The organism is Rhizobium sp. AN6A, assembly GCF_900215635.1.
Classification (GTDB): Bacteria; Pseudomonadota; Alphaproteobacteria; order Rhizobiales; family Rhizobiaceae; genus Agrobacterium; species Agrobacterium tumefaciens.
The window spans coordinates 906,915-931,334 of sequence record NZ_OCNC01000004.1; the positions used below are offsets into that span (position 1 = coordinate 906,915).

The 24,420-nt window shown below is 59.2% G+C and carries 19 protein-coding genes and 2 riboswitches; of the genes, 4 read left to right on the forward strand and 15 right to left on the reverse strand.

Annotation, left to right across the window (positions count from 1 at the left end):
• Window positions 1–73 precede the first annotated feature (73 nt).
• Window positions 74–1,351 carry an MFS transporter gene (locus CRO62_RS17015; RefSeq protein ID WP_097100968.1) on the reverse strand — a complete coding sequence of 426 codons (1,278 nt, stop codon included), beginning with the start codon at window positions 1,349–1,351 and terminating at the stop codon, window positions 74–76.
• A gap of 427 nt (window positions 1,352–1,778) precedes the next feature.
• Here CRO62_RS17015 and leuC point away from each other — a divergent pair, with 427 nt between their 5' ends.
• Window positions 1,779–3,188, forward strand: a complete 1,410-nt coding sequence (leuC, locus tag CRO62_RS17025; RefSeq protein ID WP_097100969.1) for a 3-isopropylmalate dehydratase large subunit — start codon at window positions 1,779–1,781, stop codon at window positions 3,186–3,188.
• Between the two features lie 61 nt (window positions 3,189–3,249).
• Here the strand turns inward: leuC and CRO62_RS17030 are convergent, their stop codons facing one another.
• From CRO62_RS17030 to CRO62_RS17065, 7 genes are all read right to left on the reverse strand, one after another.
• The gene (locus CRO62_RS17030) at window positions 3,250–4,710 is read right to left on the reverse strand and encodes a M48 family metalloprotease (RefSeq protein WP_025594597.1); all 1,461 of its coding nucleotides are present in this window, start codon (window positions 4,708–4,710) and stop codon (window positions 3,250–3,252) included.
• A gap of 307 nt (window positions 4,711–5,017) precedes the next feature.
• Window positions 5,018–5,734, reverse strand: coding sequence for an ATP-binding cassette domain-containing protein (locus CRO62_RS17040; RefSeq protein WP_097100970.1), 717 nt, complete (start codon window positions 5,732–5,734; stop codon window positions 5,018–5,020).
• Complete coding sequence (gene thiP / locus CRO62_RS17045) at window positions 5,731–7,356, reverse strand: thiamine/thiamine pyrophosphate ABC transporter permease ThiP (RefSeq protein ID WP_097100971.1); 1,626 nt, start codon at window positions 7,354–7,356, stop codon at window positions 5,731–5,733. Before thiP ends, CRO62_RS17040 begins: the two co-directional genes overlap by 4 nt.
• Window positions 7,357–7,375: 19 nt before the next feature.
• Window positions 7,376–8,389 carry a thiamine ABC transporter substrate binding subunit gene (thiB, locus tag CRO62_RS17050; RefSeq protein WP_097100972.1) on the reverse strand — a complete coding sequence of 338 codons (1,014 nt, stop codon included), beginning with the start codon at window positions 8,387–8,389 and terminating at the stop codon, window positions 7,376–7,378.
• 38 nt (window positions 8,390–8,427) lie between these two features.
• Window positions 8,428–8,538: riboswitch (TPP riboswitch) on the reverse strand.
• Window positions 8,539–8,583: 45 nt separating this feature from the next.
• Window positions 8,584–8,976, reverse strand: a complete 393-nt coding sequence (locus CRO62_RS17055) for a VOC family protein (protein WP_003516574.1) — start codon at window positions 8,974–8,976, stop codon at window positions 8,584–8,586.
• Between the two features lie 91 nt (window positions 8,977–9,067).
• Window positions 9,068–10,894, reverse strand: a complete 1,827-nt coding sequence (locus tag CRO62_RS17060) for an ABC-F family ATP-binding cassette domain-containing protein (RefSeq protein ID WP_097100973.1) — start codon at window positions 10,892–10,894, stop codon at window positions 9,068–9,070.
• Window positions 10,895–10,898: 4 nt separating this feature from the next.
• Window positions 10,899–11,552 carry a thiamine diphosphokinase gene (locus tag CRO62_RS17065; protein WP_097100974.1) on the reverse strand — a complete coding sequence of 218 codons (654 nt, stop codon included), beginning with the start codon at window positions 11,550–11,552 and terminating at the stop codon, window positions 10,899–10,901.
• Window positions 11,553–11,642: 90 nt separating this feature from the next.
• A riboswitch (SAM riboswitch) is annotated at window positions 11,643–11,719 on the forward strand.
• 82 nt (window positions 11,720–11,801) lie between these two features.
• Here CRO62_RS17065 and metA point away from each other — a divergent pair.
• Complete coding sequence (gene metA, locus CRO62_RS17070; protein WP_003516567.1) at window positions 11,802–12,728, forward strand: homoserine O-acetyltransferase MetA; 927 nt, start codon at window positions 11,802–11,804, stop codon at window positions 12,726–12,728.
• 74 nt (window positions 12,729–12,802) lie between these two features.
• Window positions 12,803–13,822, forward strand: a complete 1,020-nt coding sequence (locus tag CRO62_RS17075; protein ID WP_003516565.1) for an aldose epimerase family protein — start codon at window positions 12,803–12,805, stop codon at window positions 13,820–13,822.
• 15 nt (window positions 13,823–13,837) lie between these two features.
• Here the strand turns inward: CRO62_RS17075 and mtgA are convergent, their stop codons facing one another.
• Window positions 13,838–14,584: a monofunctional biosynthetic peptidoglycan transglycosylase gene (gene mtgA / locus CRO62_RS17080; RefSeq protein ID WP_003516563.1), complete on the reverse strand. Its 747-nt coding sequence runs from the start codon at window positions 14,582–14,584 to the stop codon at window positions 13,838–13,840.
• A 135-nt stretch (window positions 14,585–14,719) separates the two neighbouring features.
• Here mtgA and CRO62_RS17085 point away from each other — a divergent pair, with 135 nt between their 5' ends.
• The gene (locus tag CRO62_RS17085; RefSeq protein ID WP_097100975.1) at window positions 14,720–15,634 is read left to right on the forward strand and encodes a polyprenyl synthetase family protein; all 915 of its coding nucleotides are present in this window, start codon (window positions 14,720–14,722) and stop codon (window positions 15,632–15,634) included.
• Window positions 15,635–15,666: 32 nt separating this feature from the next.
• Here CRO62_RS17085 and CRO62_RS17090 read toward each other — a convergent pair whose 3' ends face one another.
• The 6 genes from CRO62_RS17090 to CRO62_RS17115 form a co-directional block, all read right to left on the reverse strand.
• Window positions 15,667–16,329 carry an OmpA family protein gene (locus tag CRO62_RS17090; RefSeq protein ID WP_045020242.1) on the reverse strand — a complete coding sequence of 221 codons (663 nt, stop codon included), beginning with the start codon at window positions 16,327–16,329 and terminating at the stop codon, window positions 15,667–15,669.
• Window positions 16,330–16,395: 66 nt separating this feature from the next.
• On the reverse strand, window positions 16,396–17,646 hold the full coding sequence (gene ispG / locus CRO62_RS17095) for a flavodoxin-dependent (E)-4-hydroxy-3-methylbut-2-enyl-diphosphate synthase (protein WP_038492469.1): 1,251 nt from the start codon (window positions 17,644–17,646) through the stop codon (window positions 16,396–16,398).
• 120 nt (window positions 17,647–17,766) lie between these two features.
• Window positions 17,767–18,957 (reverse strand): MFS transporter, encoded by a 1,191-nt coding sequence (locus CRO62_RS17100; protein ID WP_097100976.1) that lies wholly within the window; start codon window positions 18,955–18,957, stop codon window positions 17,767–17,769.
• Window positions 18,958–18,969: 12 nt separating this feature from the next.
• Window positions 18,970–19,770 (reverse strand): DeoR/GlpR family DNA-binding transcription regulator, encoded by an 801-nt coding sequence (locus tag CRO62_RS17105; protein ID WP_097100977.1) that lies wholly within the window; start codon window positions 19,768–19,770, stop codon window positions 18,970–18,972.
• A gap of 144 nt (window positions 19,771–19,914) precedes the next feature.
• A complete protein-coding gene (gene pyc, locus CRO62_RS17110; RefSeq protein WP_038492474.1) occupies window positions 19,915–23,376 on the reverse strand; it encodes a pyruvate carboxylase in 3,462 nt (1,153 codons plus the stop codon).
• Between the two features lie 106 nt (window positions 23,377–23,482).
• Entirely contained in the window at window positions 23,483–24,220 is a 738-nt protein-coding gene (locus CRO62_RS17115) for a LuxR family transcriptional regulator (protein ID WP_003516548.1), read from the reverse strand.
• Window positions 24,221–24,420: the final 200 nt, after the last annotated feature.

The window sequence follows — 24,420 nt, forward strand, 5'->3', positions numbered from 1 at the left end:
GGACATATCCGGGCCATGATTTTTTACATATGCGGCGGTTCGGAAATTATGCCGGCTGCCGCAATCTTGCAGATCAGGCGGCCTCGGCCTGATTGCCCATTTTTCGCGCCGCGATGATGACAAGCACACCTGCCAGCGCAAGGCAGAAGGCAAGGAAGAACATCGGCGCAATCGTGCTGCCGGTCTGGTCCTTGATCCAAGGCACCACGTTCTGCGCCACGAAACCACCGAGATTGCCGACGGAATTGATGGCGGCGATGCCGGCAGCGGCACCGGCTCCCTTGAGGAAGCGGCCGGGCAGGCTCCAGAACACCGGCTGGCCGGCAAAAATGCCCGCAGCGGCGATGCAGAGGAAGGCGAACTGCAGGACCGGATTGCTGAGCAGCGCCGACATCAGCAGGCAAAACGCGCCGACGAAGGCAGGGCCGACGATATAAGGCGTTTTGTTTTTTGCCTTGTCAGCCGCCAGGGGCACGACGAAGAGAGCGACGGCCACGATCACCCAGGGTATGATGTTGATGAAGCCGTTGGCGGTGTTGGAAACGCCGAAGCTCTTTACGATCGTCGGCAGCCAGTAGCTGAGACCATAGGCCGCCAGCGGAAAGCCGACATAGCAAAGCGCCATGAACAGCACGCGCGGATTGATCAGCGCCTTAAAGCCGTCCTCCGCATGCTCTTCCATGCCCTTGTTTTCTTCGGCCAGGCGGTTCTTCAACCAATCCTTCTCGGCCTGCGTCAAGAACTTCGCCTTTTCCGGCGTATCGTCCAGATAGAAGAAGGTGACGATACCAGCGATCACGGCGGGAATACCCGTCGCCAGGAACACCCATTCCCAGCCGGCATAACCGAGGAAACCATCGAGATCGAGCAGCATGCCGCCAAGCGGTGCGCCGATGGCATTGGCAAGCGCACTGAAGATCATGAAGAGGCCGATCATGCGGCCGCGATAATCGCGCGGGAACCACAGCGTCATCAGGAACAGCACGCCCGGGAAGAAACCGGCCTCGCAAAGCCCGAGCAGGAAGCGCAGGATGTAGAACATCGTCGCATTCTGCGTGTAGGCAAGCGCGATGGTGACGGCACCCCAGGACACCAGAATGCGGGCGAACCATTTGCTGGCGCCGAAACGGTTGAGGAAAAGGTTGCTCGGAACCTCAAAGAGGAAATAGCCGATGAAGAACAGCGAAGCGCCAAGTCCATAGGCATATTCGCTGAGGCTCAGCGCATCGACCATCTGCAGCTTGGCATAGCTGACATTCTGCCGGTCGATATAGGCGATGAGATAGAGAAGGCCAAGAAACGGCATCAGCCGCCAGGTGATCTTCGAGATTAGGGATTTTTCCGATACCATGTGCTTTTCCCTCCCTTCGATTGCTCGTCGAAATGCAAATGATAAGGGGACCCATCTATATGTGCGCCGCAAGATACGCAAGTTGCATTGCATCATAACCAATGCCGAAAGGGCTGCGAAACGGGGATTTTAAAGCACTGAGTGCATGATGCGGCGCACATCAAAGCCGCCGGGCACCGTTTTACGGTCTGCGTGCATTCATATTGCCGCCAAACCGGCAATCTGCTATGAAGACCGCCATGGGATCTAAATTCGGATGTCTCGCGCAGAATGTTTATGTGCTGCAGGACCACAAGCGTCTGCCGGCACGGTTTTTTGCGCGCATTTCCGGGGCGCTCAATAGCCGACTTAGGCTCGCCTGACAGCACCCGCTGTCCACCGCCTTACTGAACCCTGATTTTACCTTTCCATGACAAGGCATAGAGCCATGAGCGTACCCCGCACCTTATACGACAAGATCTGGGACGACCACGTCGTCAATCGTGACCCGGACGGAACCTGTCTTCTCTATATCGACCGTCACCTGGTCCATGAGGTGACGAGCCCGCAGGCCTTTGAAGGCCTGCGCATCGCCGGCCGTCCGGTCCATTCGCCCACCCGCACGCTTGCCGTCGTCGATCATAACGTGCCAACCACAGCCGACCGGCTGGAAGGCATCAAGAACGAGGAAAGCCGTATCCAGGTGGAAGCGCTTGCGCAGAACGCCAAGGATTTCGGTGTCGAATATTATTCCGAGCGCGACAAGCGCCAGGGCATCGTCCACATCGTTGGCCCGGAACAGGGCTTTACCCTGCCGGGCATGACGATTGTTTGCGGCGACAGCCACACCTCCACCCATGGTGCTTTCGGCGCGCTGGCGCACGGCATCGGTACGTCGGAAGTGGAGCATGTGCTGGCGACCCAGACGCTGATCCAGAAAAAGGCCAAGAACATGCTGGTGCGTGTCGATGGCAAGGTTCCGGAAGGTGTCACCGCCAAGGACATCATCCTCGCCATTATCGGTGAGATCGGCACAGCGGGCGGCACCGGCCATGTGATCGAATTTGCCGGTGAGGCAATCCGCTCGCTCTCCATGGAAGGCCGCATGACGGTTTGCAACATGACCATCGAGGGCGGCGCCCGCGCCGGTCTGATCGCGCCTGATGAGACCACCTTCGACTACATCAAAGACAAGCCGCGCGCGCCAAAGGGCGAGACGTTGGAACAGGCCATCGCATACTGGAAAACGCTGAAATCCGATGAAGGCGCCCATTACGACAAGATCGTGGTGCTGGACGCCGCCAACCTGCCGCCGATCGTCTCCTGGGGCTCATCGCCTGAGGACGTGACGTCCGTCGAGGGCATCGTTCCCAATCCGGATGATATCGAGGAAGAAAACAAGCGTACTTCCAAATGGCGTGCGCTGGATTATATGGGCTTGAAACCCGGGACGCGCATCACCGATATCGCCATCGACCGCGTTTTCATCGGCTCCTGCACCAATGGCCGTATCGAGGATTTGCGCGCAGCGGCAAAGATCGTCGACGGCCGCAAGGTCGCGCCCACCGTCTCGGCCATGATCGTGCCCGGCTCCGGTCTCGTGAAGGAACAGGCGGAAAAGGAAGGTCTGGACAAGATTTTCCTCGAAGCCGGTTTCGAATGGCGCGAACCGGGCTGCTCCATGTGCCTTGCCATGAATGATGACCGCCTGAAGCCTGGCGAACGTTGCGCCTCCACCTCGAACCGCAACTTTGAGGGCCGCCAGGGCTACAAGAGCCGCACCCACCTCGTCTCCCCCGCCATGGCAGCGGCGGCGGCCATCGCCGGTCATTTCGTCGATGTGCGCGAGTGGCGGTAATTATCGATAACGTCTGAAACGAAAAACCCCGGATCACAATCCGGGGTTTTTTGTTAGCATCTCATTCCGCAATGATCTTCACCCGCTGGCCGGGCTGAAGCGTGGCGGTGGCGCTCATCGCATTCATCATGCGGAACATGTCGAGCTTACGGTCGGTCCCCATCATCCGTGCGGCAATCGTTGCCACGGTTTCACCGGGCTTGACCGTCACCACGCGCACGCGCAGAGGTTTTAACGATGCGATCTCCTGCGGCGTCATCTTGCGGAAACTCGTGCGCAACACGTTGGCGATGGAATCGAGCTGCGTGTTACCCTTCGGCACGGCCGTCAGGAAGCGGAATATCTGCTGACCAACACGGATGACGGTAACGTCAAAGTCCCATTTGTCCGCCGTCGCCCGGGCTGTCGCGGCCTCCAGACCGTTGATCTGCGTTTCCTTCACGGTTTCCGGCATCAGGCCGGCAACCCAGCCGCTGGTAAGGTAATTGGCAAGAGTGGTCTGTTTCGGATCGGCCACGCCGTCGAAACGGATCGCCACATCGCCCGGCCCCGTCGCAAGAACGGCCTCCACCTTGTTGTCGATCACGAAACCTTCCGGCACGTCGAAACGGATACCGAGCGTTCCGTGCAGGAAGGTCTGGCCCCGGACATAACCCTCCTGCGGGCTGTCGCCGTAAAGCAGGCCATCTATTCCATCCAGAAACCAGTCGCGACCACGATCCCCGACCTGACCGTCCTGGCCGAAGGCGCGGGCATGCCGGCGTGCAAGCTCGATGCGCTGCGGTGTGTTGGGGTGGCTGGAAAGAAAGTCGAGGCTTTGGTCGTTTTCGGGATCAGCCGAGGAGAAACGCGCATAGGCCGCCATCGAATCCAGAAACCGCGGCGATGCGAAGGGGTCGTAGCCGGCCTCACCCAACATGCGCACGCCAATCACGTCCGCCTGCAATTCCTGCTGACGCGAAAAAGCCGCAAGCCGCAGCTTGCCGCGAGCAAGCGCCTGCTTGCCAGCGAGATCGCTCGACAGAACCTCGGCGACCACGCGGCTTGCAATCACCTCCGCCTCTTCCCGACGCTGGCGCTCGATGCCGTGGTTTGCGGTAACGTGGCCCATCTCATGCGAAAGCACGGCGGCCACTTCCGAGGCATCGTTGGCGAGAGCCAGAAGCCCGCGCGTCACGTAAAGATACCCACCCGGCAGCGCAAAGGCGTTGATAGCAGGCGAGTTGAGGATGGTGATGCGATAGGATTGCTGCGGATTTTCCGAAACGGCCGTCAGCGCGCCGGCGATGCGGGCGACAAGCCGCTCCGTCTTGGCATCACGATATTCGCCACCATAACTCGCCACGATACGCGGATGTTCGCGCGCGCCCATCTGCGCGCGGGGATCATTCTTCTGCACCTCTTCCACCGTCTGCGGATTGTCCGAAGGCCGCAAGGTGGACTGGTAGGCCGGGCTGAAGAGAGACTGACACGATGACAGAAATACGGCAGATGCGGTCAGCACGGAACACACGGCAGCCATCCTGCCCGAACGGCGAAGGCCTGAACGGGAGAAAAGCCTCCACTGCGCAGTCATGCTATTTCTCATTCTCTATGCCTGCCCCTAACGTTCCTGATCATCCGTTAATTGCAGACCAGAATAACAGATTCGCCCCAACGAGCCATGAATGTCGAAACGGTAAAAACGATCCATCAAGTCCGGAATATTCCTGAAGAACGCAATAATTCTCGTCTTTTCTCGGGCAACGACTTGAAACTGGCAAGTGCAAATTAACGCCATTGAAGTTATCTAAAGCGATTGCCAGCGGCACGCGTCGAAAATAAGGCGATCAGCCGTTCAGAAAACTGTCGACCGCCTTCACATTTTGTGTGGCGAAGAAATCTGTGGTCGAGCCCGCATAGACAACGCGGCCACGATCAAGAAAAACCACCCGCTGCGCCAGCTTTTTTATGTCGTCTGGATGGTGCGTGACAATAATCACCGTATTTTTTGTTTCGGCATGCAAGTCGAGAAGCAGGGAGGTCATGCCCGCCCGCAGCCCCGGATCTAGCGCCGCGAAAGGCTCGTCCAGCAGCATGACCGGTTTTTTCCGAACCAGCGCACGCGCCAGCGCCGCCCTTTGCCTTTCTCCGCCGGAAAGCGTGCCCGGCAAACGTTTGTCAAAACCCGCAAGACCAACGCGTGTGAGCGCCATGTCGATCCTCTGCCTGTCTTCCGCCCGCAGCTTCAGCCCGGGGCTGATGCCGAGCGCGACATTGGTGAAGATATCGAGATGGGCGAAAAGATTATTATCCTGGAAGATCGAGGAGACCGGTCGCTCGGAAGGATCGAGCGCCTTCATGTCCCGCCCGCCGATCAGGACGCGCCCGGAATCGGACAATTCAAAACCGGCGATGAGATTGAGGAGCGTCGACTTGCCAGAACCGGATGCACCGACGACGGCAGTCATCTGGCCTTGCGGGAATATACAATCGAGATCGAAATCCTGCGTTCCGAGCTGCAGCCTGACTTTGTCCAGCCCCACGGCAAATTCATCGCCCGTCATATACTCGCCCTTGCTGATTGGGATTGCCGTGAAACGCCGCCCGCGGCAAGCAGCAGGCAGACGATGCCAAGGATGAACGCGTATCCGGCGGCATCATTGGTGCGGTAGCTGCCCATATTGCTATAGACCAGCCATGGCAACGTGATGAAATTTTCCGACCCGAACAGGGCAACCGCCCCAAGATCACCAAGCGACAGCGCCATGGCGAAGGAAAACGCCATAACCAAAGGCCGCCAGAGTACCGGCAGATCAGCGAATCGCAGCCGTGTCAGGCCTTGAAGCCCGAGACTGGCGGAGAGCCGGCCGGTGCGCAGAAAATGGCTGGTAAAGGCTGGCTCCAGCACCCGCATGGCAAGCGGCAACGCCATTAGCATGTTGATGAGCGCCACGAGAACGGGAGCGTAAAAACTGACATCTCCAAAGGGCCGCAGCAACAGGAACCACCCGCTTCCCAGCACGACGGGCGGCACCAGCAGCACCAGCGATGACCCTGCCCCAAGCGTGGCGGACAAAAGGCGCAAGGGCTGAGCCGCGTGCCGTCTGGAACCCACGGCCTGTCGCGCACCGATGATCGCAAAGCAGCAGAGCACGACGAGAGTTGCGGAGAGCGCAGCGATTGCAAGGCTGGTCGCCGCCGCATGCAGGAAGATCGGCGCTGACAAAAGACGCGGCAGATCGGCCCCCAAGCCCGAGACGCTTATGGCAACAAGCGGCAGGCCGACCAGCAGAACCGCAAAAATGATTGCCGCTCCGTCCCACAGGCGCGCGCCAACACGCTTGCCGTCGAAACGACGAACAGGGCGGCCAAGCGAAGCAATTTCCGCCTCGGGCGATGGCAAAAAGGCAAGAAGGCCGAGCAGAACTGCCGTGATTGCAATCTGCAAAACCGAAAGCGCGATTGCCCGCTGCGGATCGAAATCAAACCGCAGCGCCTGATAGATTGCGACCTCAAGTGTCGTCGCCGCCGGTCCACCGCCCAGCAGAAGCACCAGCGTGAAGCTGGTGGCGCACAGCATGAAGACAAGCCCGGCAATACCGGGAACAAGCCGCGAGACGGCCGGCCACTCGATGAAGCGGAAAACCGAAACCGGCCCCATGCCAAGACTTGCCGCCATCCGCCAATATTCGCCCGGAATACGCTCCAGCCCGGCCAGCATCAGCCGCACCGCAAGCGGCAGATTGAAAAACACATGCGCGATGAGAATGCCGGAAAGGCCGTAAATACTGAAGGGCTGCTCCGCACCGGCAAAAACAAGGGCAGTATTCAAAACACCCTGCCTGCCCCAGATCGTGATGATACCGAACGCGCCGACGATGACCGGCAGCCCCATCGGCACCGCCATCAACCTGACAATCCATATGCGCCCCGGAAAATCTTGTCTGCGGGAGAGCGCAAGCGCCACCGGCAGGCCGAGAACAATGGAAAGAACGGTGGACAACGTTGCCTGATAGAGCGTGAAGCGCAGGATGCGCAGCGTGTAGGCATCCACGATTCCGGCGGCGGATGTGCCGGCATCGAAAGACAGGAGTGCTGAGACAGCAAGCGCCATGAACAGGAAAACGGCGGCAAACGCCGCCGTTCCGCCAATGATCGACCATCTGTAGTCGCGACGCAGCATCATGCGCGGGCGTGCCTCTTGCTCAGTTCATGCTCATGGCCGCAAGCCATTCGTCGATCCAGGCCTTGCGGTTCTTCGCCACTTCTTCCGGGTCCATCAGGAAGGTCTTCTGCGGCACGACGAGTTTGGAAAATGCCTCGGGCAGGGGCGTGGACGTTGCCGCGACCGGCATCATCCAGTTGTTTTCCGGAATGGCATCCTGAAATCCTGATGTGAGCGTGAAAGCGAGGAACTGCTTCGCCAGTTCCTTATGCGGCGCGTTTTTGAGAAGACCGGAAACCTCGATCTGGATGTAGTGCCCCTCGGAAAAAGCCGCAGCCTGATAGCGATCCGTCTTTTCCGAGACCATGTGATAGGCAGGCGACGTGGTGTAGGAGAGCACCATTGGCACCTCACCCTTGGTGAAAAGGCCATAGGATTCCGACCAGCCCGGCGTGACGGTGAGAATGCGCTTCCGGAGCTTCGCCCAGGCTTCCGGTGCCTTGTCGCCGTAAACGGACTTCACCCAGAGCAGCAGGCCAAGCCCCGGCGTGGAGGTGCGCGGGTCCTGAATGGCGATTTTCTGTGAAGGATCGCCGTCCACCAGATCCTTCAGGCTCGTCGGCGGATTTTTTATCGTCTGCGTGTCATAGACAACGGCGAAATGACCGTAGTCGTAAGGGACGAAAACGTCGTCCTTGTAACCGCCCGGCACCTTGGCCGCCGATACATCGATACCGCTGGCGTCGAAGAGGCCGGTCTGTTTCGCTTCCGCGACCAGATTGGTGTCGAGACCGACAACGACATCCGCCTTCGACCCCGCCCCTTCAAGCTTCAGGCGGTTGAGCAGCGCCACTCCATCCGCCACACCGACGAAATTGACCGTGCAATTGCACATTTTCTCGAAGGCCTCCTTCACCTTGGGGCCGGGACCCCATTCGGAAACGAAGCTTTCATAGGTGTAGACGGTCAGTTCCTGTCTGTCCTGAGCAGTGGCAAGACCGGGCAGAAACAACGAAACGGCAACGAGGGAATTCAGGAAAAGACGACGGCGCACGGGTATCTCCTCAAAAAACGAAAAGGGAAATAGCCGCTTGCCTTAAGCCGTCTAATCCCTCCGCCGGTATGAACCGGATCAGGTTCTTCGGGTTGGCAAGCCTCTCAGCCTTTTGCACGCAAGCACAAAAGACACCCCGTTAGATCAAGATGATGATGTAGTCCCGCTGTCTCTGATTGGCAAGATGGCTGCCGTCAGGCCTGCTGCACCATGTGCACCAGTTCCCAGACATGGCCGTCGGGATCCTGAAAACTACCGGCATACATGAAACCGTGATCCTGAACCGGTTTCCAGCTGCTGCCACCCGAGGCGAGCGCCGTTTCGATCATCCGGTCGATTTCCTCACGGCTTCCCGCTGTGAGACAGGTCAGGACCTCGGTGCTGCGTGTGGCGTCGGCGATATCGCCATTGATGAAATCGCGAAAACGCTCCTCCTGAAGAAGCATCACGAAGATGTTCTCCTCAACGATCATGCAGAGCGTGCGGTCATCCGAATATTCCGGATTGAAGGTGAAACCGAGAGCCGTGAAGAAGCTTCTCGATGTCTCGATATTCTTGACCGGCAGATTGACGAAGATCATGCGCATTTTCTGAACTCCTCCGAACCCGCACAGGAAACGGCAATTCCGCCTCCCTGTCAAAGGTGGATGAGACCTCAGTCAAGAAATCGCGACCCAGTCACCCTTCAATTTCCTCGCGCAGCATCTCCAGTTCCAGCCATTCCTCTTCCATGGCTTCGAGCTTTTCGCGCAGCTTTGTCATTTCCTGCGCCAGCGTATTGAAGGTAGCCGGGTCCTTGGTGAACAGATTGGGGTCGGCCATGCGCTGCTCACGCTTGGCGATTTCGCCCTGCGCCTTCTCCATTTCCTTTGGAAGGTTTTCGAGCGCAAATTTTTGCTTGAAGGAAAGCTTGCCCTTGGCCTTTGAGGGGTCCTGCGACGCGGAGGCGGAAGGGGCGGTCTTTGCCTTTTCCTGCTTCTCCGCCTTGCGCTTTTCTTCTGCAGCGCCCTTGCGTTGCGCCATCATGTCCGAATAGCCGCCGGCATATTCGATCCAGCGTCCGTCCGGCTGGTCCGGATTGGCGGGCGCGATTGTGGAGGTGACGGTACGGTCGAGGAAATCGCGGTCGTGGCTGACGAGAATGACCGTGCCGGAAAAACCAGCAACGATTTCCTGCAACAGATCGAGCGTTTCGATATCGAGATCGTTGGTCGGCTCGTCAAGGATCAGCAGGTTGGTAGGCCGCGCCAGAATGCGCGCAAGAATAAGACGGGCGCGCTCACCTCCGGAGAGGTTGCGGATGGGCGTGCGGGCCTGTTCCGGCTGGAACAGGAAGTCCTTCATGTAACCCGTCACATGTTTCAACTCGCCATTGACCAGCAAATTGTCGCCGCGACCGTCGGTGAGGTAATGAGCGAGCGTATCGTTTGGATTGAGATCCTCACGCTTCTGGTCAAGCGTCGCGATTTCCAGATTGGTGCCGAGCTTTACCGTGCCGCTATCGGGCTGAAGCTGGCCGGTCAGCATCTTCAAAAGCGTTGTCTTTCCGGCACCGTTCGGCCCGACGAGACCGATGCAATCACCGCGATGCACCCGCAGCGAAAACGGCGCGATGATCACGCGTTCGCCGTAAGACTTGGTGATGACGTCTGCCTCGATGACCAGCTTGCCGGATTCCCGCACCTCCGCAGCCGTCGCCTGCACGCTGCCCTGCGGTCCCTTGTGGCCGCGATAGTCCGCACGCATTGCCTGAAGCTCGCCCACGCGGCGCATGTTGCGCTTGCGTCTCGCGGTCACGCCGTAACGCATCCAGTGTTCTTCACGCTCGATGGCCTTGCCGAGCTTGTGCTGCTCCAGCTCTTCCTCTTCCAGCACCTTGTCGCGCCATTCCTCGAAATGCGCAAAACCGCGATTGAGACGGCGGGACTGGCCGCGATCCAGCCACACGGTCGAGGTCGAAACCTTTTCCAGAAAACGCCTGTCGTGCGAAATCAGCACCAGCGCGCTACGCGCCTGCTGCAACTCGCCTTCAAGCCATTCGATGGTGGGCAGGTCCAGATGGTTGGTCGGCTCGTCCAGCATCAGAATATCGGGTTCAGGCGCCATGACGCGGGCAAGGGCCGCACGCCGCGCTTCGCCGCCGGACAGGCTATCCGGATGTTCCTGTCCCGTCAGGCCCAGATGCTCGAGAATATAGGTAACGCGATAGGGATCGTCGCCAGGTCCCAGCCCCGCCTCGGCATAGGCCTGCACGGTGTCGTAACCGGCAAAATCCGGCGCCTGTTCCAGATAACGGATGGTGGCGGAGGGGTGACGGAAAACCTCGCCCGACTGCGCCTCGACCAGACCGGCGGCGATCTTCATCAGGGTCGACTTGCCCGAACCATTGCGTCCGACAAGGCAGATGCGGTCGCCCGGCTCCACCTGAAGATTGGCGCCGTCGAGCAGCGGGGTCACGCCGAAGGTCAGCTTGATGTCATCGAGTTTCAAAATTGGTGGTGCCAAGGCGTCAGGCTCCGGTCAGATCATAAGGGCGGGCGAGCACGATGGCTTTTCCGCTTTTCAGCGAGAAATGCACAGGGCCGCCATTCGCGACATTGGAAATAGTGCGGGAAGAGCCGAAAGCAAGCGGGAAATCCTTGAGCGGATAACGCACATTGCCGATATCGAGCCCCACAAGGTCGGTAAACCCGGCAACGGAAAACAGCGTACCGGGTGGCAGATCAAGATCGAACGACCCCGCCAGCAGCGGGCGGGCCTCCTCTTCGCCGGAGGTCAGCGTAACGTTGAGACCACGCTCAGTAAGCGCCACCGCGTAAAGAAGGTGCTGAAGTGCATGGTCGCTTCTCGCTCCACCAAGCGCACCGGCAAGTACCAGAGAACGCGCACCGCGGGCAATGGCCTCCGACACCGCAATTTCGCCATCGGTCACAGCCTTTGCAGCGGGATAGGGCTGTCGCATCACATTGGGCCAGGCGTCCAGCAGGTCCTTGTCGGTGGAATCGAAATCCCCCACCCAGAGCTCGGGTGTGAGCCCAAGCGGTGCGGCATGGCGCATGCCGCCATCGGCCGCAATAACACGGCTACCCTCAACCGCCGCTTTGAGGCGGTCGGTAACGGTGACATCGCCGCCAAGCAGAATGGTGAAGCGTTCTCTATCCATGCCCTGCCTTATCGCACCTCAGGCAAAAATGGAAAGGCAGAAACCCGATGAAATCAGCCGATATTGATTTTCGTCGGCTTCGGGATTATGAAACGCCTCAGTGGTGATTTGCCGACCGGCTTGCAGCCACTTTAAAGAAGTCGCTAAAGGGTCGAGGAAAAGGCTAATTTCCTGGGACCGGCTGCGATTTCGCTGCCGGTTTTTTTGTTTTCGCAACGTTCTTTACGTCATCCGAAAAGAGAGTTCGACATGCCGATCAAGATTCCCGATACGCTTCCCGCCTTCGACACCCTCGTTCATGAGGGCGTGCGGGTCATGACCGAAACGGCGGCCATCCGGCAGGATATCCGCCCGCTCCAGATCGGGCTCCTCAATCTCATGCCGAACAAGATCAAGACGGAAGTGCAGATGGCGCGCCTCGTCGGCGCATCGCCGCTGCAGGTGGAGTTTTCGCTGATCCGCATCGGCGGCCATCGTGCCAAAAATACGCCGGAAGAGCACCTCCTGTCCTTCTATGAGACATGGGAGGAGGTGCGCCACCGCAAGTTCGACGGTTTCATCATCACAGGCGCGCCCATCGAGATGCTTGATTATGAAGACGTGACCTACTGGAACGAGATGCAAAAGATTTTCGACTGGACGCAAACCAACGTCCATTCGACGCTGAACGTCTGCTGGGGCGCGATGGCCGCCATCTACCATTTCCATGGTGTGCCGAAATACGAACTGAAGGAAAAGGCTTTCGGTGTCTATCGTCACCGCAATCTCTGCCCCTCGTCGATATATCTCAACGGTTTTTCCGACGACTTTCAGGTTCCGGTCTCACGCTGGACGGAAGTGCGCCGCGCCGACATCGAAAAACACCCGGAGCTCGAAATCCTGATGGAGTCAGAGGAAATGGGCGTATGTCTGGTGCATGAAAAAGAGGGCAACCGGCTCTATATGTTCAACCACGTCGAATATGATTCAACCTCGCTTTCGGATGAATATTTCCGCGACGTGAACTCGGGCGTTCCAATCAAGCTGCCGCATGATTATTTTCCGCACAATGATCCGGAGCTTGCCCCGCTCAACCGCTGGCGCAGCCATGCCCATCTGTTTTTCGGCAACTGGATCAACGAGATATATCAGACGACGCCTTATGATCTCGAAGCGATCGGTAAACTAGCGGCGTAAATTGCGGGATTGCGAATTGCCGGAAAATGACGCAACGTCCGCCGGCAATTCAAAAATATCGGGAGAATGACGCAATGAGCGACGCGGCGGCACGGGAGAATTTCGGTTTCACGGCAACCGGCGAAAAGGTTGAGCGCGTCACCATCTCGAAGGGCGGGCTGACGGCCAAGGTTATCACCTGGGGCGCCGTCATTCAGGACCTGCGCCTCGATGGGCACCAGCCGCCGCTCGTTCTCGGCTTCGATACATTCGAGGATTACAAATATTCATCCTATTTCGGCGCCACACCCGGCCGCAACGCCAACCGTATCGGTGACGGAAAATTCTCGATCGACGGGCACGAATACCAGCTGGAACTGAACGAAAAAGGCGTCAGCCACCTGCATGGCGGCAGCGACGGCATGGGCAAACGTAACTGGATGCTGATGGAACACGGCGAAAGCCATGCGGTTCTCCAGATCATCGATCCCGACGGCCGCGCCGGTTATCCCGGAAATTGCACGGTCACCGCGACCTATACGATCCGCGACGGCGGCGTGCTTTCGGTGGTCTATGAAACGGTGACCGACCAACCGACCATCGCCAATATCTGCCAGCACTCCTATTTCAACCTCGACGGTGCTGATACCGCACTTGGACATGAGATCAGCATCGCCGCTGACTTTTACCTGCCAACCAACGACAAACAGATACCGACGGGCGAAATCCGCTCCGTAGAAGGCACCGTCTTCGACCTGCGCCACCCGACGCCGATGCGGCGAACGGAGGATGGCGAGCAGGTGCTCTACGACCATAATTTCTGCCTTTCGCCCGAGCGTCGCGCCAAGCGCAAGGTTGCCCGCGCCTATTCGCCCGCCTCCGACATTGCCCTTGAGGTTCACACCACCGAACCCGGCGTGCAATTCTATTCAGCCTTCAAGCTGAATGTTCCCGTTCCAGGCCTCGATGGCCGCCATTATGGCCCCTTTGCCGGTTTTTGTCTGGAAACGCAGATATGGCCTGATGCCGTCAATCATCCCGATTTCCCCTACGCGATCCTGCGTCCCGGCGAGACCCTGCGTCAGGAAACCGACTATATTTTCAAGAAGGGTTGAGGCGGCGGGCTGGGCTCAGTCCAGCACGCATCCCACATAACCGCCCGATGCTCGGGCACGCCGTTCGATAAGGCCGGCAAGCCGTTGCAAACCACGCCCCGGCTTGCTGGCAACGCGATCGATGGGATTGGGCAGGGAAACGGCAAGCAGTGCCGCCTGGCGGGAGCTGAGCTTTGCCGCCGGTACCTTGAAATGGTGCTGTGCTGCGGCCTCGATGCCGTAAATGCCGGGTCCCCATTCCGCAACGTTGAGATAAATCTCCATCATTCGTTTTTTGGACCAGACGAAATCGGCAGCAATCGCCAGCGGCAACTCCAGCCCCTTGCGCAAGAACGAGCGGCCGTTCCAGAGGAACAGGTTCTTGGCCGTCTGCATGGGAATGGTGCTGGCGCCACGAGTGGACGCGCCTTCGAGCGCATTGTTGACCACGGACTGCATCTGGTTCCAGTCAACGCCGCCGTGGAAACAGAATTGTCCGTCCTCGGACATCATTACGGATTGCACAAGGCGCGGCGAAATATCCTCGAGCGGCACCCAGCGCCGGTCATAACCCTGCAGAGTCACCAGATCGGCAAGCATCAGCGTCGAGACCGGCCGCATGAAAGGCAGGGCATAAACCGGGATCAGCAGATAGGGCAGGATCAGCAACGCCAGCAAGGTCATGATGATACGCTTTGCCAACGTGCGAAAATCCACCTTCGGACTGCTCCGGTCTTCCGCCAGCACGGCGTAATCTGCGTCGCTTTCAGGCGTACTGCTCAATATTCGTCAAAGCCCCGCACCAATCGAAGCCTTTCATATTCCATTGCCGCCTTCAAGGCGAGTCCGGTCAAACAGTTGACCTCAGGAATCACGAAAAGGTTGCCTGACCCCGCGCGCCATGCCAAAGAGCGCGGCATGGACGCTCAGATGACGAATTTCGAAACGAAGCTGCGCGATAACGCGGCACAGACCGAATCCCTGCTTGGTCGCCTGCTTTCCGCAGAGGCGCGTGCGGATGAGATTACGCGCCCGCAAAACCTGCTCGACGCCATGCGTCATGGTGTGCTGAACGGCGGCAAACGCCTGCGGCCCTTCCTGGTCATAGAAAGCACGGCCTTGCTCGGCGGAAATGCCGAAGCAGCCCATCACGTCGGTGCCGCGCTGGAATGCTTGCATTGTTACTCGCTGGTGCACGACGATCTGCCAGCGATGGATGACGACGACCTGCGCCGCGGCCAGCCGACAGTGCACCGCAAATTCGACGAGGCGACCGCCATTCTCGCAGGCGACAGCCTGCTGACACTCGCCTTCGACATTATCGCATCGGACGAAAATCCTCTCCAGGCAGACCGCAAGGCGGCTCTCGTACTCTCCCTCGCCCGCGCCGCAGGCATCGGCGGCATGGCGGGCGGTCAGGCGCTTGATCTGGCTGCGGAAAAGAACGCACCTGATGAGACCGGCATTATTACATTGCAGGCTATGAAAACCGGTGCGTTGCTGCGCTTCGCCTGCGAGGCAGGCGCGATCATCGCCGGCAGCGATGTTTCCGAAAGGCAAAGACTGCGCCTCTTCGGTGAAAAGATCGGCCTTGCCTTCCAGCTTGCCGACGATCTCCTGGACCTGACGGCCGATGCCGCCACCATGGGCAAGGCAACCGGCAAGGATGCCGCACGCGGCAAGGGAACGCTGGTGGCACTACGCGGTGAAGACTGGGCGCGCGGCAAGCTTCAGGAACAGGTGGCGGAAGCCTCCGAACTTCTGGCCCCCTACGGCGAAAAGGCCGCGATACTCATCGCGGCCGCCAGATTCATCGCCGAACGGAAAAGCTGAGCCGGTTTCCCGGCTCACCGTTTTTCAGCCAATCAGCCCTTGAGCGGCGAAATCAGCACTTCGACGCGACGGTTCTGGGCGCGGCCATCCGGCGTTGCGTTCGAAGCGATCGGCTGCGAGGGGCCGAAGCCGAGTGTCGAAATGCGGCGCTGGTCGACGCCGCGTGCGCCGAGATAGTTTGCAACAGACGCCGCACGACGCTCGGAAAGCGCCTGGTTGTGCTGCTGGCTGCCGGTAGAGTCGGTATGGCCGTTGATGTCGATGAGCGTGCGGTTGAACTTGTTCAGCACGATGCCGACGGAATCCAGCGTCTGATAGAAGGGCGGGATGACCTGATCCTGATCCGTCGCGAAGGTGATGTTCGACGGCATGTTGAGAACGATGCTGTCGCCACGGCGGCTAACGGAAACGCCGGTTCCCTGCAGCTGGGCGCGAAGCTCGGCCTCCTGGCCATCCATATAGTTGCCAATTGCGCCACCGGCGAGGGCACCGATGCCGGCGCCGATGAGGGCTGCGTTGCGGCGACCGACCGGCGAACCGCCGACAGCCAGACCACCGAGAGCACCGACGACAGCGCCGATACCAGCGCCGCCCGCCGTGTTCGACATCTTCTGCTCACCCGTATAGGGATCGGTGGTGGTGCAGGCGGAAAGATAGGTCCCGCAAAGGGCAACGATCGCGATTTTTTTGATCATGTGTTTTGATGCTCCGAAGGGTTCAGGCGGTATGACAGTGGAATTTCGGCATTTTCACGGTAGTTTTTACTCCGCCGCATCTTTCCGGCCAAAACGCTTTTCGATGTAATCGATCACAAGCGCTTCAAAATCCGCGGCGATGTTGGGACCGCGCAGGGTGAGCGCCTTCTCGCCATCGATGAAGATCGGTGCGGCGGGGCTTTCGCCGGTTCCGGGCAGTGAAATGCCGATATCGGCATGTTTGCTTTCGCCGGGGCCATTAACGATGCAGCCCATGACAGCAACATTGAGCGCTTCCACACCGGGATATTTTTCACGCCAGATCGGCATGTTCTTGCGAATGTCGTTCTGGATATTCTGGGCAAGTTCCTGAAAGACGGTGGAGGTGGTGCGCCCGCAGCCGGGACATGCCGCAACCACCGGAATGAACTGGCGGAAACCCATGACCTGCAGCAATTCCTGCGCCACCTGCACCTCGCGGGTGCGGTCGCCGTTCGGCTCCGGTGTCAGCGACACGCGGATCGTATCGCCAATACCGTGCTGCAGCACATAACCCATGGCGGCAGACGAGGCGACGATGCCCTTGGAACCCATGCCGGCTTCGGTAAGACCGAGATGCAGTGCGTGGTTGGAGCGTTCCGACAGCATCGAATAAACGGCAATCAGGTCCTGTACCTGGCTGACCTTGGCAGACAGGATGATGCGGTTGCGCGGCAGGCCGATTTCTTCGGCAAGCTCTGCGGAAATCAGTGCCGACTGGACGATGGCTTCGCGAGTGACCTGACGGGCAGAGAGCGGAAAACCCTGCTCCTTGTTCTTGTCCATCAGCGTCGTCAGCAATTCCTGATCGAGCGACCCCCAGTTCACACCGATGCGAACCGGCTTGTCATAACGGATCGCCATTTCGACGATTTCGCCGAACTGCTTGTCCTTCTTGTCCTTGAAGCCGACATTGCCGGGATTGATGCGGTATTTCGCCAGTGCTTCGGCACAGGCCGGATGATCGGCCAGAAGCTTGTGGCCGATATAGTGGAAATCGCCAATCAGCGGCACGTCCATGCCAAGGCGCAGCAGCCGTTCGCGGATTTTCGGCACAGCGGCAGCGCTCTCATCGCGATCGACGGTGATGCGCACCATTTCAGAACCGGCCTGGAAGAGTGCCGCCACCTGCTGCACGGTGGCGTCGATATCCGCCGTGTCGGTATTGGTCATGGATTGTACGACGACAGGCGCACCGCCACCCACGATGACGCCCCCTACGTCGACGGCAACGGATGCACGGCGGGGCTTTGGATCGTAATCGGCGTGTGACGTCATGGCGGTCTCTGGAGCTTGCGGCAAGGTCTGGCAATTGAGGTGAAACAAGGGGGCCTGCTTGTCAACACCCAACGCATAAGAGCTTCTACTTTACCGCAATCATGGCAAAATTCGAGACGCCTATTCCTTGCCCGCACCATCCGCATGCCGGGCGAGCCGCGAAAGCAGCAAAACCACCACATGCAACAACGGCAGAGCGAGAAATACGCTGGCAAGGCCGGTATGTTCGGCAATGAAGCCGATAGCCGAGGGTGCTACCAGAATCCCGGAATAACCCATGGTGGTGACGACCGACAGGCCGATGCCGGGTGCCAGTCCCGGCATGTTCCCCGCCGCCGAAAAGGCGATCGGCACCATGTTGGAAATACCGATGCCGGCAATAGCGAAGCCGATGATCACGAACGTGGAATTTCCCGCAAGACCCGCAATCAGAAGACCCGCAATCGACATGACCGAGCAGAACCGCAGGGTGTTGACCGCGCCGAACCGGTCGCGCACCAGATCGCCGGCAAAACGCATGGCCGCCATGGTCATGGAAAAGGCCGCGAAAGCGAAACCGGACTGGGACACGGAAGCGCCGAGTTCATTGCGCAGATAAAGGGCACCCCAATCGAGGATCGCGCCTTCCGGAATCATCGAAAACAGCGCCATCAGACCGATAATCCACGGCAAGGGCGTCAGCGGCAAGCCACCTTTCGGACGCTCCTCCTCGGCATGCGGGCGATCCGCAAGAACGCGCGGCCACGCGACGACGAGCAAGACAAGGGCGATGACCGTCAACGCGACCGCATGCCCCTGCACGCCAATGGCCGTGATGAGATATCCGCCGAGACCGGCACCGATCAGGCCGCCCAGGCTCCAGAAAGCATGGCACGAAGACATGATGGCGCGGCGCATGTCACGCTCGACCGCCACCGCATTGGCGTTCATGGCGACATCCATCGCCCCCGTCAGCCCGCCGAACAGGAAAACCGCAATCACACCTGCCCAGATCGTGTCTGCCCAGGAGATGAAAAGCAGTGTCGGCAAGAAAATAGCCGCACTCGCAAGGCTAACCGTGCGCGATCCGAAACGGGCGATCTGGGAACCGGCGATCGGCATGAAAACCAGCGAGCCGACGCCGAAAACCAGAATGATGAGGCCGAGCGCGCTTTCACTGAGGGATAAGCGCGCCGCAAATTCCGGTATTTTGGGCGCCCACGATCCCATCATGAAGCCGTTCATCAAAAATAGCAGGGATACACCGAGCCTGTGCCGCGTCAGATAGGACGAGCGCTTGACCGTCGGCGAAAATGTCGTGGGGCCGTTCATCGGTAATATCCTTCAGACTTGACCGTGAGAGAATTGGACGGCGTCATCGTCGCCGAAATGAACTTGCACGCCTTTAGCCGACAGCGCCTCGACCAATATGCGGTCGGCGTCATGTTCGAGCACCAGGGAAAGAGGCGGAGAAAAGTCATGCACGTGAAATGCCGCCTTGTGGCCCAGCTTTTCCGTGGTGATGGCGGCAACGATCCGCTGGCTGGCGCTGCAGGCAAGCCGCTTGAACACGGCATCCTCGAAAATATCCGCCGACAGGCCGGTCTCAGCCGCAACACCGCAAACGCCGAGAATACACAGCTCGGGCCGCATCAGCTCGAGTTGTCGCAACGCCATGGCGTCGATGGCCGCACCGACGGCCGGATCGACCTTTCCGCCGATCATGATCAAATCGATACCGGCCCGCCCCGTGAGTTCAGCGGCAATAGCAGGCGTATTCGTTACCACCGTCAATTTGAGACCGGCGGGGATAGCCCTTGCAATGGCCAGATTGGTGGAGCCGGCATCGATGAAGACGACCATGCCCGGCTCAAGAAGCGGTATTGCTGCGCGCGCCAACGAAGCCTTGCGATCGGCATCCTCGGCGATCCGCGTCTTCAGCGGCACCGTCTTGCTGTCGGAAAGCAACGCCCCGCCATAGACGCGCAGACACTCCCCGCGCGCCGCCATATCCCGCAGATCCCGGCGGACAGTATCTTCCGAAACGCCGAAATTCTGGGCCAGATCCTGCGCAAGCACTCGGCCGCTTTGCCGCAACTGTGCAAGTATGAGCGCCTGTCGCTCGCTGACAAAATGATCGCTCATCGGGACTCATGCATAAACGGGAACAAACGTGCACGAACATGCATATTTGAGTTTTAGCGAAGGTGCAACAGCAAAACGCCCGCCGGGAGGGCGGGCGTTTATAAGGAAAGACAAAATATCGCGGCTAGCGATGCCGTGTGAGCATCATTCCGCGTAGGCGATCAGCAGATCCTTTGCGTCGATCTGGTCACCCGGGCGCACGAGAACCTCGGCGACCTTGCCATCGCGTTCGGCGTGAAGCGCGGTTTCCATCTTCATGGCCTCGATGGACAAGAGCACGTCGCCGGCCTTGACCTCCTGACCCTGATTGATGAATACGCGGCTGATGACACCCGGCATCGGCGCACCAATATGTGTGCCATTGCCGAGTTCCGCCTTGCGGCGCACCGCAGAGCCGGAGGCGCCATGAGCGCGATCCGGCACCTTGATGCGGCGCGGCTGGCCGTTGATCTCGAAGAACACCGTCACCATGCCCTTATCGTCAGTGCCGGAAGAGGCCTGATTGACGATGACCAGCGTTTTGCCGCGCTCGATATCGGCAAACAGCTCTTCACCGTCCTCCATGCCGTAGAAATACGCATGGGTGGGAAGCACGGAAACCGGACCGTAAGTCTCGGAGGTCAGCGCGAAATCGGTGAACACCTTCGGATACATCAGATAGGATGCGAATTCGAAGTCGTTCACGGAACGCTCGAGTTTGGTCTCGATCGCCTTTCTTTCCGCGTCGAGATCGGCATCCGGCAGCAATGAGCCGGGACGAACCGTATAGGGCGCGTCACCCTTCAGCGCCTTTTTCTGCAAGGCTTCCGGCCAGCCGCCTGGCGACTGCCCAAGATCGCCCTTCAGCATCGAAACCACCGAGTCCGGGAAGGACACTTCGCGATCAGGATTTTCTACGTCGGCGACCGTCAGATCCTGGCTCACCATCATCAGCGCCATATCGCCGACAACCTTGGAGGACGGCGTGACCTTGACGATATCGCCGAACATCCGGTTGGCGTCGGCATAGGCCTGCGCGACCTCGTGCCAGCGGCTCTCAAGACCGAGCGAGCGCGCCTGCTCCTTGAGATTGGTGAATTGCCCACCGGGCATTTCATGCAGATAGACTTCCGAGGCAGGGCCCTTCAGATCGCTTTCGAAAGCCGCATACTGGTTGCGCGCCGACTCCCAGTAGAACGAGATGCGGCGGATCCATTCGGTATCGAGACCCGTATCGCGTTCCGATCCGGCCAGCGCTTCCACGATGGAACCGAGGCAGGGCTGGGACGTGTTGCCCGAAAGCGCGTCCATGGCGGCATCCACCGCATCCACGCCCGCATCGACGGCGGCAAGCACGGTCGCAGCCGCAATGCCGGATGTGTCATGCGTGTGGAAATGGATCGGCAGGCTGGTCGCCTCCCTCAGCGCCTTGAACAGCACTTTGGCAGCGGCAGGCTTCAGAAGTCCCGCCATATCCTTGACGGCGATGATGTGCGCGCCTGCGCGCTCCAGCTCGGCGGCGAGGTTGGTATAATATTTCAGGTCGTATTTTGGACGCGCAGAATTGAGGATATCGCCCGTGTAGCAGATGGCCGCTTCGCAGAGCTTGTTCTCTTCGGCGATCGCATCCATCGATACGCGCATATTCTCCACCCAGTTCAGGCAGTCGAACACGCGGAACAGGTCGATACCGCCCTTCGCGGCCTGACGGACGAAATATTTAACGACATTGTCGGGATAGTTCTTGTACCCGACGCCGTTCGCACCGCGCAGCAGCATTTGCAGCAGCAGGTTCGGCGCACCCTCGCGGATCAGCGCCAGGCGCTCCCACGGGTCTTCCGTCAGGAAGCGCATGGAAACGTCGAAAGTGGCGCCGCCCCAGCACTCCAGAGACAGAAGCTGCGGCAAGGCCTTGGCATAGACGCTTGCGACGCCGGCAATGTCATGAGTGCGCATGCGCGTGGCCAGCAGCGACTGATGGCCGTCGCGCATCGTCGTGTCCGTTACCAGCACCCGCTTTTCGTTGCGCATCCAGTCGGCAAAGCCCTTCGGCCCCAGCCGGTCGAGCAATTGCTTGGTACCATCAGGCGTCGGCGCATCGATGTAGGGAACCACCGGCTGTGCCGCATTTGCCGGCGGCTTGACGCGGCCCTTGGTTTCCGGATGCCCGTTCACCGTCACATCGGCAAGGTAGGTGAGCAGCTTCGTAGCGCGGTCCTGACGCTTGACCTGTGCAAACAGCTCCGGCGTCGAATCGATGAAGCGGGTCGTATAGGTGTTGTTGCGGAAACTCGCGTGGCCAATGATGGCCTCGAGGAAGGTCAGGTTGGTCGCAACACCGCGAATTCGGAATTCGCGCAGCGCGCGGTCCATGCGGCTGATCGCTTCATCCGGCTGCGGCGCCCAGGCCGTTACCTTCACCAAAAGCGGATCGTAGTAACGGGTGATGATCGCCCCCGAATAGGACGTCCCGCCATCCAGACGAATGCCGAAGCCGGAAGCCGAGCGGTACGCCGTTATGCGGCCGTAGTCGGGAATGAAATTGTGCTCCGGGTCTTCCGTGGTGATACGGCACTGCAGCGCATGGCCGTTGAGGCGGATATCTTCCTGTTTCGGCACACCCGATTCCGGCGTGCCGATGGCGGCCCCTTCCAGAATATGGATTTGCGCCTTGACGATATCGATGCCGGTCACGACTTCGGTAACGGTATGCTCCACCTGGATGCGCGGATTGACCTCGATGAAGTAGAATTTGCCGGTATCGACATCCATCAGATATTCGACCGTGCCGGCGCCGATATAATTGGTCGCAGCCGCGATCTTTAAGGAATAGGCGGCCAGTTCCTGACGCTGCGCTTCGCTGAGATAGGGTGCCGGCGCGCGCTCAACCACTTTTTGATTGCGGCGCTGGATCGAACAATCGCGCTCGAACAGATGCACGACATTGCCGTGGGTATCACCGAGAACCTGGCTCTCGACGTGGCGGGCGCGCTCGAGCAGCTTTTCGAGATAGACCTCGTCCTTGCCGAAAGCAGCCTTCGCCTCGCGCTTGGCCTCGGTGACCTCGCGTGCCAGATCCTCCTTTTTGCGGATGGCGCGCATGCCGCGACCGCCGCCGCCCCAGGAGGCCTTCAACATCACGGGATAACCGATCTCTTCGGCCAGCCGCTCCACCTCTGCCATATCGTCCGGCAGCGGCTTGGTTGCCGGAACAACGGGAACATTGACCGAGATCGCCAGATTGCGGGCGGCAACCTTGTTGCCGAGCTGGCGCATCGTATCTGCCGTCGGTCCGATGAAGGTGATGCCAGCCTTGTTACAGGCCTCAACGAATTCGGGGCTTTCGGACAAAAGGCCGTAACCGGGATGGATCGCGTCCGCGCCGGAAAGTCGGGCCACGCGGATGACCTCCTCAATCGAAAGATAGCTCTCGATCGGTCCCATATCCTTGGCGAGATGCGGACCCCTGCCGACCTGATAACTTTCATCCGCCTTGAAGCGGTGCAAAGACAGCTTGTCCTCTTCCGCCCAAATGGCGACGGTTTTTATCCCCAGCTCGTTCGCTGCCCGGAAAACTCGGATCGCAATTTCGGATCGGTTGGCAACAAGTATTTTCGATATTTTCAAGACGGTCTCCCCACACGCCAAAACAGAATTTCTGCTGCACTGCGGAATTAAGCAGCAAAACCCGGTCTTGAAAAGGGCAATTCGGGAGAGAAGCGTACTGTCGTAACTAGCTCAGCAAGCCGTTGCGAAAGGCGAGTGCTACAGTGTGCTGCCTGTTCTTGGCGCTGAACCGACGCTGGATTCCATTGATATACCAGTCGACCGTATGATTGGAGATCGATAGCTGGCGTCCAATTTCGGTTGAGGTCATGCCATCAGCCATCAGCGTCAGCACTTCCATTTCCCGCCTTGTAAGTTCAAGAGCGGAAACATTCGGCGCGTTGTTGAGGTTATGGACCTGACCTGAAAGATCGAGCAGACGCCAGAACACCGCGCGCGTGGCCGCATCCAGCAGCTCAACGTGCAACGAGGGCAATTGCCGGTCCTCACCGCCAAGGAACACCGCGCCGATGAATCCCGCGCGCCCGTGCACCGGAAAGGCATACCCACCCTGCAGACCGTAACGGCCGGCATCGTGAAAAAACACATTCGCCCTTTTTCGATGCATCGCGCGGGGCAGGCCCTCAAGCGCCTCTTTCCACTGAAACGGCTTGTGCACCATGCCGATCACCTTACGGACGGGATCGACGAGATTATATTTCTTGGCGCGGTAGACCTCGATCCACCCTTCCGGGAGATGTTGTGCGAGAATCTGGCCGGTGGAAGCGAGCTCCCCGGTCATCCGCCGGCTGACGAGGAAATATTCGAAACCATATTCGCGAATAAGCGTTACAAATTCTGAGCGAACACGATCAGCGTTTCCCGCCTGGTAGCACGCAGAGATGAAGTGAAGAATATCATGCATAAAGACACATGCCCGGAGCTTGGCTGGAAGGGATGACATGAAGGACAAGGTCCCGCGAGGACGTCATGTTACTCGGGCGCCGGTCGGTTCAGACTGAACATATCGTCGTTAGCAATCCCTGAAACGAATATGCAAAATCTTGTGACGGCATCCCATAGAAACATCGGGTTCAGTTTTTTTTCGGTTCGCACGCGTGCTCG